The sequence below is a fragment of the Micromonospora sp. NPDC052213 genome, from assembly GCF_040679695.1.
In the GTDB taxonomy this organism is placed as follows: Bacteria; Actinomycetota; Actinomycetes; order Mycobacteriales; family Micromonosporaceae; genus Micromonospora.
Genome location: NZ_JBFAVI010000194.1, coordinates 1 through 12,788, shown reverse-complemented (window position 1 = coordinate 12,788; position 12,788 = coordinate 1). Strand labels below are relative to the sequence as shown.

9 protein-coding genes and 2 tRNA genes are annotated in these 12,788 nt (G+C 70.4%); 3 read left to right on the top strand and 8 right to left on the bottom strand.

Going from position 1 to position 12,788, the window contains the following annotated elements; all coding sequences use genetic code 11:
* Nucleotides 1–33: 33 nt before the first annotated feature.
* The 4 genes from AB0L34_RS29580 to AB0L34_RS29565 all read right to left on the bottom strand — a co-directional run bounded on the left by AB0L34_RS29580 (nt 34) and on the right by AB0L34_RS29565 (nt 3,072).
* Nucleotides 34–696 (bottom strand): ATP-dependent Clp protease proteolytic subunit, encoded by a 663-nt coding sequence (locus AB0L34_RS29580; RefSeq protein ID WP_357462851.1) that lies wholly within the window; start codon nt 694–696, stop codon nt 34–36.
* 10 nt (nt 697–706) lie between these two features.
* Nucleotides 707–1,348, bottom strand: coding sequence for an ATP-dependent Clp protease proteolytic subunit (locus AB0L34_RS29575; RefSeq protein ID WP_350685012.1), 642 nt, complete (start codon nt 1,346–1,348; stop codon nt 707–709).
* 168 nt (nt 1,349–1,516) lie between these two features.
* Nucleotides 1,517–2,863: a trigger factor gene (tig, locus tag AB0L34_RS29570; protein ID WP_363708429.1), complete on the bottom strand. Its 1,347-nt coding sequence runs from the start codon at nt 2,861–2,863 to the stop codon at nt 1,517–1,519.
* Nucleotides 2,864–2,998: 135 nt separating this feature from the next.
* Nucleotides 2,999–3,072 (bottom strand) — tRNA-Pro (locus AB0L34_RS29565).
* Between the two features lie 203 nt (nt 3,073–3,275).
* On the opposite strand from AB0L34_RS29565, the gene AB0L34_RS29560 reads away from it, so the two are divergent.
* Nucleotides 3,276–3,349 (top strand) — tRNA-Gly (locus tag AB0L34_RS29560).
* 53 nt (nt 3,350–3,402) lie between these two features.
* Here the strand turns inward: AB0L34_RS29560 and AB0L34_RS29555 are convergent.
* The 4 genes from AB0L34_RS29555 to AB0L34_RS29540 all read right to left on the bottom strand — a co-directional run bounded on the left by AB0L34_RS29555 (nt 3,403) and on the right by AB0L34_RS29540 (nt 10,353).
* On the bottom strand, nt 3,403–5,121 hold the full coding sequence (locus tag AB0L34_RS29555) for an FtsK/SpoIIIE domain-containing protein (protein WP_363708427.1): 1,719 nt from the start codon (nt 5,119–5,121) through the stop codon (nt 3,403–3,405).
* A gap of 561 nt (nt 5,122–5,682) precedes the next feature.
* On the bottom strand, nt 5,683–5,871 hold the full coding sequence (locus tag AB0L34_RS29550; RefSeq protein ID WP_363708425.1) for a hypothetical protein: 189 nt from the start codon (nt 5,869–5,871) through the stop codon (nt 5,683–5,685).
* A 915-nt stretch (nt 5,872–6,786) separates the two neighbouring features.
* A complete protein-coding gene (uppS, locus tag AB0L34_RS29545) occupies nt 6,787–7,569 on the bottom strand; it encodes a polyprenyl diphosphate synthase (protein WP_363708423.1) in 783 nt (260 codons plus the stop codon).
* A 1,578-nt stretch (nt 7,570–9,147) separates the two neighbouring features.
* On the bottom strand, nt 9,148–10,353 hold the full coding sequence (locus AB0L34_RS29540) for an MFS transporter (RefSeq protein WP_363708420.1): 1,206 nt from the start codon (nt 10,351–10,353) through the stop codon (nt 9,148–9,150).
* A gap of 54 nt (nt 10,354–10,407) precedes the next feature.
* Between AB0L34_RS29540 and AB0L34_RS29535 the strand changes: the two genes are divergently transcribed.
* On the top strand, nt 10,408–11,148 hold the full coding sequence (locus AB0L34_RS29535) for a helix-turn-helix transcriptional regulator (RefSeq protein ID WP_363708418.1): 741 nt from the start codon (nt 10,408–10,410) through the stop codon (nt 11,146–11,148).
* Between the two features lie 211 nt (nt 11,149–11,359).
* Nucleotides 11,360–12,788, top strand: a 1,429-nt coding sequence (locus AB0L34_RS29530) for an Hsp70 family protein (protein WP_363708416.1), incomplete at its 3' end; no start/stop codon positions are given.

Genomic DNA, 12,788 nt, shown 5'->3' with positions numbered 1-12,788 from the left:
GTGGACTCCCGGCCGACCTCGACGTGGAACTGCTCAGCTGGCGGCGTTGGCCGCCAGCAGGCCCTTCTTGCGGCTGGTGAGGATGGTGTCCACCAGCCCGTACTCCCGGGACTCCTCGGCCGTCATGATCTTGTCACGGTCGATGTCCTTGCGGACCTTCTCCATCGGCTGGTTGCAGTGCCGGGAGAGCATCTCCTCGAGCTGGGTCCGCATCCGCAGGATCTCCCGGGCCTGGATCTCGATGTCCGAGCCCTGCCCGTAGCCGCCCTCGGTGGCCGGCTGGTGGATGATGATCCGCGAGTTCGGCAGCGCCATGCGCTTGCCCGGGGTGCCGGCGGCCAGCAGCACGGCCGCGGCGCTCGCGGCCTGGCCGAGGCAGACCGTCTGGATGTCCGGCCGGACGTACTGCATGGTGTCGTAGATCGCCGTCATGGCGGTGAACGAACCACCCGGCGAGTTGATGTACATGATGATGTCGCGGTCCGGGTCGGTGCCCTCGAGCGTCAGCAGCTGCGCCATCACGTCGTTGGCCGACGCGTCGTCGACCTGGACGCCGAGGAAGATGATCCGGTCCTCGAAGAGCTTGTTGTACGGGTTCGACTCCTTGACCCCGTACGACGTGCGCTCGACGAACGACGGCAGGACGTAGCGGTTGTGCACGGCCGCGAACTGCGGCGGCAGGCTCAGGTCGGTCATCGTCAGCTCCTCAGCTCAGGGTCCCGGCGCCTTCCGGAACCTGCGTGGCTCCGGTGATCACCTTGTCGATGAAGCCGTAGTCCGTGGCCTCCTGGGCGGTGAACCAGCGGTCGCGGTCGGAGTCCGCCTCGATCTGCGCCTGGCTCTGCCCGGTGTGGAAGGCGACCCGCTCCTGGAACATCCGCTTGGTGTAGAGCATCTGCTCCGCCTGGATGGCGATGTCCGACGCCGTGCCGCCCATGCCGCCGGACGGCTGGTGCATCATGATCCGCGCGTGCGGCAGGGCGTAACGCTTGCCCTTGGTGCCGGCGCAGAGCAGCAGCTGGCCCATCGAGGCCGCCATGCCCATCGCCACGGTCGACACGTCGTTGTCGATGAACTGCATGGTGTCGTAGATCGCCATGCCCGAGTAGACCGAGCCACCCGGCGAGTTGATCCACAGGTTGATGTCGCGGTCCGGGTCCTCCGCGGCGAGCAGCAGGAGCTGCGCGCAGATGCGGTTGGCGACCTGGTCGGTCACCTCGCTGCCCAGGAAGATGATCCGCTCCTTGAGCAACCGGTTGTAGACCGAGTCATCGAGGTTGCCAATGTTGTCGCCACCGCGGGCCTCGATAGCCCGGAGCGGCATCGCTTGCATGTGCATGTCGGTCATGGCAGCCCTTCGCTCTCCGTACCGTCCTACCCGACACTAACCGCTCAGCCGGGTGGCAGAGTCCCGGTCCGGGCAGTGTTCGCTAACAGCGCAGCCCTCGAGACGTACCCGGAAAAGGGATCGGGCCGCCGCCCACCGCAAGCGGCGGACGGCGGCCTCACCCGACGATCAGTGCTCGTGGTTGTGCTCGGCCTCGCTCTCGGCGCGGAGGGCGTCGAGCGTCACCTCGTTGCCGGCCGAGTCCTTGATCTTGATGCGCTCCATGACCGAGGCCAGGGCCTTGCCACGCCGCACGTCCCCGAAGACGGCGCCGGCCGCGCCGGAGCGGACCAGCTGGTCGTAGTACTGCTGCGGGGCCATCCCGGCGCGCTGGGCCCGGTGCACGATCTCGTGGCCGAACTCGTCGTCGCTGACCTGGACCTCCTCGGCGTCGGCGAGGGTGTCCAGCAGCAGCTGGATCTTGACGCCCTCGGTCGCCGCCTCGGTCAGCTCGGCGTCGATCTGCTCCTCGGTCTTCTCCTCGGCCGCCAGGTATTCCTCCAGGGAGGCCCCGATGCGCTCGAGCTGGTCGACCATCGCCTGCTTGCGGCTCTCGACCTCCTCGCGGACGACCCCCTCCGGCGCCGGCACCTCGGCGGCGGCGACGAGCTGCTCCAGGGCCTTGTCGCGGGCGGCGTAGATCTGCTCGACCCGCTTGCCCCGGGTGACCCGCTCGCGCACGTCCCCGCGCAGCTCCTCGATGCTGTCGAACTCGCTCGCCATCTGGGCGAACTCGTCGTTGAGCTCCGGCAGCTCCTTCTCCTTGACCGTGCGGACGGTCACCGCCACCTCGGCGTCGCGGCCGGCGAAGTCGCCACCGACGAGCTGGGTGGTGAAGGAGGTGCTCTCGCCGGCGGACAGGCCGACGACGGCCTCGTCCAGGCCCGGGAGGAGCTGCTTGCTGCCGACCTCGTGGGAGATGTTGCTCGCCTGGCCGCCCGGCACGTCCTCGCCGTCGACGGTCGCGTTCAGGTCGATCTGGACGTAGTCGCCCTCCTGGGCGGCCCGCTCGACGGTCTTCAGGGTGGCGAAGCGCTCGCGCAGGTTCTTCACCTGCTCGTCGATCTCGCTGTCGTCGATCTGCAGCTCGTCGACGGTCACCTCGATGGTGGCCGGGTCCGGCAGGGTGATCTCCGGGCGGACGTCGACCTCGGCGGTGAAGTTCAGCGAGTCACCGTCGTTGAACTCGGTGATCTCGACCTCGGGGCGGCCGAGCGTCTTCAGGTCGTGCTCGCGGACGGCGGCGAGGATGTTCTGCGGGATGGCCTCCTGGACCGCCTCGTTGAGGACGGTGCCCCGGCCGACCCGCTGGTCGATCACGGCCGCCGGAACCTTGCCCTTGCGGAAGCCGGGAACCTGGACCTGCTGCCCGATCTCCCGGTACGCCTTCTTGAGGCTCGGCTCGAGCTCGACGAACGGCACCTCGATGGCGAGCCGCACGCGCGTCGGGCTCAGAGTCTCGACGGTGCTCTTCACAGGCGTACTCCTTGACGGATCTCGGTTTTAGTCTGGGCGTGATAAGCCCATCGAGTGTAGGCGAGCCGGCCGGGCGCACCGGCAGCGGCCGGGACCGCGCGGAGGGCGACCCCGGCGACCGGCCGCGGACGACAGTCGGGGTGGCGGGATTTGAACCCACGGCCCCTCGCTCCCAAAGCGAGTGCGCTACCAAGCTGCGCCACACCCCGTGGCGACGAGCAGTCTATGCGGTCGCGGCCGGCGCGACGTGCCGGGGCGTCACCCAACGCGCCGAACGGGGACCAACCGGACACCGGGAGCGCCGGCCACTCCTGCACCGGACGCCGGCACGCCGCCGCGCCGGGATACGGCTGAGCGGACGGGGTGGACCATTGGGTACGCTGTCGGCGCGCCCCGCAGCGTCGGGGCGTACGCGGGCGTAGCTCAATGGCAGAGCTTCAGTCTTCCAAACTGACGGTGCGGGTTCGATTCCCGTCGCCCGCTCCACGAACTCCGGCCCAGGTCAGCGGCATTGCCGCCGAGCCTGGGCCGCTCTCGTTTCAGCCTGCTTTGATCTTGCGTGCCATTGGCGTGCCAGTAGCGCCGGCCGTGCCGTCCGGGGCGGGTTCGCGTGCCGGCCGCTTCGGCTTCGCGCCCTTGGTTACCTTGCGCGCCGCCACCTTCTCCTTGGCCGCGTTCTGCTTGGCCGCCTTGGTCTTGCTCGCCTTGTCCTTGGCCTTGCTCGCCTTGGCCGGCGCCGCCGCCCGCTTCGCCTGCTTGACCATCCGGCGGTCCATGGCGTCGGCGATCTCCCGGTCCCGCTCGCTGTTCGCGTGCTGGTAAATCAGGGCCGCCCGCATGCTCGCGTGGCCCATCCGGTGCATCAGGTCCCGAGTGCTGGCCCCGGTCGCCGCCGCCAGGTTGTTTCCCGTATGCCGGAGGTCGTGGAAGTGGAAGCCCTCTGGCATGCCAGCCGCCCGTAGCGCCGCCGCCCAGCCGACCGCCAGGCGGAAGTTGCCGGAACCTCCCCGGTCGCGGGCGCCGTCGCCGAGGACCATGTCCACCTGTTCCGGCTCGGTCAGCCGCAGGCCGATGCGGGTGGGGAACAGGTCCCGAAACGGCAGCACGTCCTTGCGCGGATCTTGAAGGGCGGCGACCACGTGCACCCCGACCGCGCGTCCCTGGGACAGAAGGAGGCCGAGGGCTTCCTTGATGCGGTCGCGGACCTTCCGATCGGTGATGTACGCCGTCAACGCCGCCAGCTCGTCGACCACCAGGACGATCAGCGGCTCATCCGGCGTCGGCGTGTGCTGGCGGGCGACCCCGCGCAGCCGGGCCGCTCGCAACCGCATTCGCTTGACGGCTCTTTCCAGGACGCCGGCCATGCCGTCGGGGTCGTCGTGGGCGAACCGGGCGAACAGCGGCACCCCGGCCGCCAACTCCATGCCGCCCTTGGGATCGAACGCCCACAGCTCAACGAGGCCTGACCGCACACCGCCGGCCAGGGCGCGGATCAGCGACCACAGCACCGACCCCTTGCCCGACCCGGTCGCCCCTGCGACCAGCACATGCGAGCCAGCCAGGCGCAGCACGTAGGGCCGCCCGTCCTCCCGCACACCGAGCGGCAGCCCGCCCAGGTCCGGCACGGCCGGCACCGGCAGCGGCGCCACCGTGCCGGCGAGGGGGTCACGACGCAGAAACCGCAGCACGACCTGATCCGGCCGGTCCGTGGACCGAGCCTGACCCTGGCGGAGGCGGAAGGCGTAGGCGAGACGTTCCGCGGCCTGCCCCCAGTCATCCGGGATCTGACCGGGCAGCATCCGCACCGTCACCTCATCGCCGTACCGGTCACAGCGCACCCGCAGCAGTTGCGGCACGTACCGGTCACCGGCGAACACGGTCGCCAGCCCACACGTCGCCATGACCGACACCCACCGCCGCCGAAACACCGTCAGAGCCCGGACCCGGCTGACGATCGGGTACCAGCCGAACCGCAGCCACGACGACCGGTGCCACCGCCACCACCCCACACACCCGGCCAAGACGGCCAGGACGACGCCGGCCAGGACCAGGCCGCCGTACTCAGCGCGCACCCACAAAGCGAGCACGGCCGGGGCGGTCAGCCACCAGTACCGCACCGCCAGGACCGTGAGGCGGAACAGGCCCCGGGCCAGCCACCAGAACACCAGCAGCCAGCCCGGGACCCGCCACGCCGGAAGGCGCACGTTCATCGGCGCCACCGGGATCTTCTCGCCCGGAATGATGTTGATCAGAGGCACAGGTCATCACCCCTGCCAGGACGGGCCAGGGTGGCAATGCATGAGCGGCACGACATGCGACGCAGGTCGAACCGGCGCGGCTTCACCCACTGCTCACAGCGAGGACAGCGGATCGCGCACACCCGCGCCGAAGCCGGCGGCAGCCGCAACACGGACCGGACGGCCGCCTCTACCTCTCAGCTTGTAAACACAAGCAAGGTCGAAAGTGAGTTCATCGCACAATGTGGAGAGCAGCTGTACCCACACGAGCAGAGGCCGAGGAGGCGCGCGTGGGAGAACGAGTGACAGCCGAGCGCCTAACGCTGGTGACCACCGTTGACCGATGGTTCCACCTGGACCGGCCAGTGCTGATCGAACGTGGACAGTCCTACTGGATCGATCGCAAGACAAGCGAGTTGTGCGTCGATCGGGGCGACGGGCGAGTCACGCGGGCTCCCGGCGAGACGTGCCGCTGAGCGGCCGGCCGGGCTGATGCAGGGCGGCGGCCCGCTCCCCAGAGGGCGGGTCGATGGCAGACGGGATGGCATACCGGGATTGGACGTGCCGGGGGTTCCCGAGGTGTTAGTCGAGCGGCTCAGCACCTGATATCGCCTTTTTCTCACCGGACTTCGGCTTCGGTTTGACCATCGCGTGAAGAAGCGTGGCGATACCGAGAGCGCCGAAGAACCCATCCTGGGTCGAAGTGGCGAGGCCCAGAGCAACGCCGATGCAAGCACTCGCCACCAAGATCAGAAGAATTCGCAGAGTCACTGACTTCCCTCCTCGCGCCTTGCCCAGAAGCGTGATGGCCGACGAGAGTGGTCCTAGCCAGTTATCCGATGGCAGTGCACCCCTGCGCGAAGCAAGCCTTGCCTGATCAACGCCGCGGAAGAGGCTCACAGCCGTCAGAATTAGCCGTAACGCTCTACGATGTGCCGGTGGCTGCTACCAAGCGCCCGTGCCAGGTGTGCGGGTCTTCACTTCCCGAGGGGAGCAGGAAGGACAGGAAGTACTGCGCTGACAGTTGCCGACAGCGCCGGTACTACATAAATCGGCGATATGGTGGCAGAGATCCCGCATTTCACATACTTAGCCAAAATATGCTGTACAGCCTACTTTATTCGGTGGCTCGACGCTTAAAAGAGCCAGTTTTGCCAGCTGATATTGCGCTCGAAGTCAGACGTGAGTTCCGTATGCCGTTTCAGGTGGAGCGGCTACCTAAGTTGTGCGCTCGGCTGGGATGTGGGGTACCAGTAAACCCGAACTCTCGAAATGACCGGGCATTCTGTTCCAATGCCTGCCGGCAGCGAGCTTATCGGCATGCTCGCCGGGGCGGTTCCACAAACTGAGCCAAGGCCAGGTCAGGTCGTAAGAGCGGGGGCTGGCGCAGGATGAGCGCGGCCCGGAGGGATGTAACCCCGGTACTCAGACGATGTCTCGTCTGACCGGCGGAAACCAATGTTCCGCCTCTGCCTCGCAGGCAGCGCGGGGCACACAGGGGGCGCAAGACGCCGTCAAACGTCGTCAAGCAGCCACCAACCATGACAACCTCAAACGCCGTGCGAGCAGGCACCGAGCTAGGTTCTTGCTGGTGGCAGGAACGCAGCTCTAAGTTCCGCTTCAACGTCTGACGGTCGCCGGTCTTTGCGGTTGTGCCACGGAACCGAGAGCAGGGGGATGTGGTTGTCACGCTCCGAATCGTCGGCTGCGGGCCGAGTAGGAGCGCAGGGCGCGCAGGAAGTCGATCTTCCGGAAGCCGGGCCAGTACACGTCGCAGAAGTACAGTTCGGAGTAGGCGGCCTGCCAGAGCAGAAACCCGGACATGCGGCGTTCTCCGCTCGTGCGGATGACCAGATCAGGGTCGGGTTGGCCGCCGGTGTACAGGTGCGCCGCGAGAGCGTCGGCGGTTAGTCGCTGTGCGACGTCGTCGAGTGTGGCGCCCGCTCGTGCCTCCTGTTCCAGCAGGGAACGAACTGCATTGACGATTTCCTCGCGGCCGTCGTAGCCGATGGCGACCGTGAGATGGAACTCGGCGCCGCGTTCGCGGGTGGCGTCTTCCGCGAGTTTCAGGGCGTGGCGTGTCGAGTCGGGTAAGACGTCCGCGCGGCCGGCCAGGTGAAGCTGCCAGGGATTGGCCGGGCGGAGGAGCGGCTCCGCGACGACCTCCTCGATCATCCGCATCAGGTTCTCCACCTCTTCGGATGCCCGCTTACGCATGTTGTCGACGGAGGCGACGAACAGAGTGACGTGATGGATGCCCATGTCGGCACACCAGCTCAGTACCTCGTGGACGTGTTCCGCGCCGTACCGGTGGCCCACCCCGGGGTCATCGAAGCCCACCTGCCTGGCCCACCGGCGGTTCCCGTCCATCACCATTGCTACGTGCCGTGGCAGCGACTTCCCAGCCAGCTGGGCGCGGAGGCGGCGGGTGTAGAGCCGGTAGGCGCCACGGCGTATGGGCTGCATCATGATCGAATGAAATCACCTCATCGGCGCTGGCGTTGGCCCGCGTGGACTGTCGACAGCAACGGTGACAGCTACGAGCCGGAACAAAGACGCCCACGCCCGGCGTCGCGTGGACGGTCGGCCGAGGCGGGCGACGGATGCGGACGCGGGCAGACGAAGCGCACGGTTCTTGTAAACGAGACGTCGGATGGACCCTGCCAGCGACGCCACTGCCGAAACGTTCTCATAGGATCAAGGCGCCGCGCGAGCGCGGCGCAGTGCCGCCGCGCTCGGCCTGCTGGCGGCCTCCGGCCGGCATCGGCCGGCGCGGCGGCACGGGTTACAGGTCCGGTAGCTCATTCCAATCTTGTATGAGCGCATCCAGCTCCGCGGTGCGTTGTCGGAGCACTCTGGCAGCAACCGGCGGCAGGGCGCGTATGGCTAGATGCAGGACGCGACGATGATCGAGCGGATCAGGGCAGCACGAGTCGACGCCACAACCAAGCATCTCCGACCGCTGCTCGCGAGAGGCGCGAACAAACAGCTTCCAGCCCCGTAGTGCCTCAGCGACCGCACCAGAGTGCAGGCGTGAGCGCTCTAGCTGGGCGATCTCGGACTGACCCCGGCGAGGGATGCCGGGGACCACGTCGATCCGTTCTCCGGGCCGCTGACGCCGACGAAGGCTTGTGCGAACTTGGCGTGGTGATCTACGAGCCACGGCTCTCTCGTGTGATCGACATGAGCCCATGATTCCACGGATCTCGGAGACGATGAGGCCGGTACCTTCCGAGGCCGTGACGATTGCGTGGGTGGTCCCTCACCCTCGTATGGTGGGCAATCGCTGCCGCGCCGCTCCGCGGCTTGCCACCGGGTACCGGATCCAGGCGCGCGGAAAGCCGGCGAAACGGCAAGCCGCCCCCGGCCCGAGAGGCCGGCGGTAACCCGTACGCACGCCGGACAGCCGCGCGCCCACTGCGCAGCCGTGCCAGCCACGTGCCAGTAGCCGGTGTCCCAGGCGGTCACCAGCGGTCATGATCGGGCACCAAGACACCGCCGCTGACCAGGCGTTCCGGGCAGACCAGGTCAGCCGGAAACGATCTTCCAAACTGACGGTGCGGGTTCGATTCCCGTCGCCCGCTCCACGAACTCCGGCCCAGGTCAGAGGCAATCTGCCCCGATCCTGGGCCGATTGAGTACTCCCTCGATTTGATCTTTCGGCCATCCGTGGGCCACCACTCGCCGGGCAGGATCCGCCACGCCGACCACGACGACCACGGCGATCGCGACAAGCCCGAACACGCCTCCGACGAGGCCGACGATCAATCCGGTGTTCGGCTTGGACGGAAGTGGCGGCGCTGGCGCTCCAACAGGCGGCTGCTGTCCCGAGTTGGGGCCGGGTGGGGGGGTTCATGGCGCTCAAGCGCCCGGACTATAGGCGTACTGAGATGCTTCTATTGCTGCCGAGGACAGGGGGCTGTGGGCCGAGGCCTGCGCGTACGTCGGCACGTGACGGGCTCTCCAGCCATGGACGACGTGATCGACCGAGATGGCCGGCCCGCGAGGACGAAGACCTCCGAGGTCCCCATGGTCGTACGCGACGAGTCAGCCCAACCGTGCGGATGGGTGACCGGCCGTGCCGACGTCGGGCACGCTCGGCGGGCGGGGGTTTCCGCCCGACGCCGGCTCCGGGAGGGCACGGAACAGCAGCCAGGCCAGGGCTGGCAGCGCGGGCAGCGGAGCGAGGGCCGCCTGGAGTGAGGTGGCGTCGGCGACGCTGCCGATCACGGGGCTGGCCAGGCCGCCGATGCTGACGGCCAGGCCGAGGGTGATGCCGCTGGCGGTGCCGACCCGGGTGGGCAGGTAGTCCTGGCCGAGGGTGACCTGCAGCGAGAACGGGACGGCGAGGCCCACGGAGGTCAGGGCCACGAAGAGGTACAGCGCGGGGCCGGGGACGAACACGACGCCCGCCGTGGCGGCCACGGTGCCCAGGTACGACCAGCGCGCGACGGTGACCCGCCCCCAGCGGCCGGCCAGCTTTCCGCCGAGCACGGTGCCCACCGCGCCGCCGAGGTAGAGCACGAACAACGCCAGGGCGCCCGCCGACCGGCCGCCGCCGGTGCGCTGCTCGGCGTAGACCGAGACGAACGTGCTCAGCCCGACGAACAGGACCGACCGGCAGGCCACGGCCAGCGACAGCCGCACGAACGACGCGCGGTCGTCGGTCCCGGGCGGGGCCGACGTGGCACCGCCGACCCGTCCATGATCACCCAGCGTGCGCAGTACGGGCAGGCACAGTGCGCCGCCCACGAGGGCGGGCAGCACGAGCAGCGGCGTGAGCCGCAGACCGCCGTGGGCAGCCACGAGGGCGACCAGGACGGGCGCGGCGGCGAAGCCGAGGTTGCCGCCCAGGGCGAACCAGCCCATCGCCGCGTGGCTGCCCCGGCTGGCGATCCGCGCGAGGCGGGCGGACTCGGGATGATAGGCGGCGACCCCGATGCCGGAGACCGCCACGAACAGCAGGGTCAGCGCGTAGGAGCCGGCGATGCCGCTCAGCGCGATGCCCAGCCCGCCGAGGACGGTGCTCACGGGCAGCAGCCACGGCGACGGCCGCCGGTCGGTCAGCGCGCCGAACAGCGGCTGCGCCACCGAGGACAGCAGGGACGCGGCCAGCACGATGCCGGAGGCGGCGGCGTAGCCGTACCGGCGCTCGGCGATGAAGTAGGGGACGAGCGACGCCACGGCGCCCTGGTAGACGTCCACGCAGGCATGCCCGACCGACAGCAGGACAACGGGTCTGTTCCTCGGCACCCGGCAATGCTCGTCAGCACCGCCGTTGTCGCGCTTCCGATAAACTGCCACCTGATGCCGGAAGTCCGCCATTCTCCCGTCGCCCCGACCCGTGCCCTGTGGTTGGCTCCCGGCTCCGGGATCGACGCGCACCGACACGACGACCACCAGATCGTCTACGCCGCGCGAGGGGTGCTGGCCGTCAGCACCGACGCGGGGGCGTGGGTCGCTCCCGCCACCCGCGCCATCTGGATACCCGCCGGGACGGTGCACGCCCACCAGGCTCACGGCCGACTCGAACTGCACCTCGTCGGCCTGCCGACGGCGGAGAACCCGCTCGGTCTGGACCGGCCGACGGTGTTGACCGTCGGCCCGCTGTTGCGTGAGCTGATCCTCGCCTACACCCGTCGCCCGCACGACGACAGCCCGGCACGCGAGCGGCTGCGGGGCGTCCTGCTCGACGAGCTGCGAGCCTCGCCCCAGCAGCCCCTGCACCTGCCCGCTCCCCGCGACCCCCGGTTGGTGGCGCTGTGCGCGGCCCTCCACGCGGATCCGGCCGACAACCGCACCCTCGCCGCATTCGGCAAGCAGGTCGGTGCGAGCGATCGCACCCTGTCCCGGCTCTTCACCGCCGACCTCGGCATGAGCTTCCCGCAGTGGCGTACGCAACTGCGCCTGCACCACGCCCTGCTCCTGCTGGCCGACGACATGCCGGTGACCACGGTGGCGCACCGGTGCGGGTGGTCGTCGGCCAGCGCGTTCATCGACGCGTTCCGCCGCACCTTCGGGCACACCCCGGGGGCGCACCGGGGGTGAGCCGGGCAGTCAGCTCGGACCGACCATCGGGGTGTGACCAGGCGCGCCCCGGCTGCCGGCGCCAGGTTTCGGCAACTCTCGCCGGCCGGGCCGCACTCGGCGCGCGCCTCGGTCCGCTCCGTTAGGGGCCTCGGGGCGAGATCGGCGCCGGTGCGACTGCTGCGTACCATGCGGGGCCGGGCATCCCCTCGTCCCGCGGAGGTATCGGCAGATGGCAGGCCAGCACGAGGGGTACGCCCTCGGTGTCGACCTCGGCACGTCGCACACCGTCGCCGTGCTGCGCCGGCCGGACGGGCACACCCGCCCGCTGCTGGTGGACGGCCAGCCGATCATCCCCTCGGGCGTGTACGCGGACGCGGACGGGCTGCTGCACGCCGGCCGGGACGCCCAGCGGCTGGCCCGCACCGATCCGGGCCGGTACGAGCCCAACCCGAAGCGGCGCATCGACGAGCCGGCGGTGTCGCTGGGCGACCGCCGGTACCCGCCGGCCGAACTGCTGGCCGCGACGCTGCACGCGGTGGCCCGGGCGGCCGTCGAGGCGGTCGGCTTCCTGCCCCCGGCGGTGCTCACCTGCCCGGCGACCTGGGACGCGGCCCGGCGGCAGGTGCTCGCCGACGCCCTGGCCGTGGCCGGGTGGCCGTCCGCGGCCGAGCACACGCTCTCCGGCCCCACCCCACCGGGCACCCGGCTGCTACGGGAGCCGGTCGCCGCCGCCCGCTACTACACCCAGGTGCTGCGCCGGCCGGTGCCGGTCGGCGGGGCGATCGCCGTGTTCGACTTCGGCGCCGGCACCCTGGACGTCGCCGTGCTCCGCAACGAGGGCGCCGACCCGTGGGGCGACTCGGGGTTCAGCGTGGTCGCCGCGGGCGGCGCCGACGACCTCGGCGGCCTCGACGTCGACGCGGCCCTGCTGGGCCGGCTCGGCGAGCTGGTCGCGGGCGACCATCCGGCGCAGTGGCAGCGGCTGGTCCACCCGCAGTCGGCGACGCAGCGGCGGGAGCAGCACGAACTCTGGGAGAACGCCCGGGGCGCGAAGGAGATGCTGTCCCGCGCGACATCCGCGCCGGTGGCCGTGCCGGGGGTGGAGGCGGTCGCCACCCTCACCCGCGCCGACCTGGAGCGGGTGGCCGCGCCGCTGCTGGGCCGGGCGGTGGCGGTGACCCGGGAGGTGATCGGCGCGGCCGGCCTCGACCCGCAGCAGCTCGCCGGCCTGTTCCTGGTCGGCGGCGCCACCCGGATGCCGATGGTGGCCCGGCTCCTGCACGCCGAGCTGGGCATCGCCCCGACCGCGCTGGAGCAGCCGGAGCTGCCGGTCGCCGAGGGGGCGCTCACCGACCTGCCCCTGCCCCGACGCCCCCGCGGCGCCGCCGCCTTCGCCGCGCCCGCGCAGGCCGGATCCGCCGCGCCGCCGCAGCCAGGACCAGCGCCGGCGCAGCAGCCAGGACCGGTCGCGCCAGCGCCGGCCGGGCCGACCGCACCGCCGCAGGACGCAGCCGCCGCGCCGGCGTCGGCCGGGCCCACGGGACCGACGCAGGCCGGGTGCGGCGTTCCGGGGCGGCCGGCCGCCGGGGCGGGGCCGGCCCGGGCCGCCCGGCCCCGGGGCCCCCCCCCCGCCGGTGGCGCCGGGGCGGGTGGGGGGA

What these genes read in the sequence shown, in the direction of transcription:
- AB0L34_RS29580 (WP_357462851.1), bottom strand. Translation starts at nt 696, where the DNA reads ATGACCGACCTGAGCCTGCCGCCGCAGTTCGCGGCCGTGCACAACCGC.
- AB0L34_RS29575 (WP_350685012.1), bottom strand. Translation starts at nt 1,348, where the DNA reads ATGACCGACATGCACATGCAAGCGATGCCGCTCCGGGCTATCGAGGCC.
- uppS (WP_363708423.1), bottom strand. Translation starts at nt 7,569, where the DNA reads ATGATGCAGCCCATACGCCGTGGCGCCTACCGGCTCTACACCCGCCGC.
- AB0L34_RS29535 (WP_363708418.1), top strand. Translation starts at nt 10,408, where the DNA reads ATGCCGGAAGTCCGCCATTCTCCCGTCGCCCCGACCCGTGCCCTGTGG.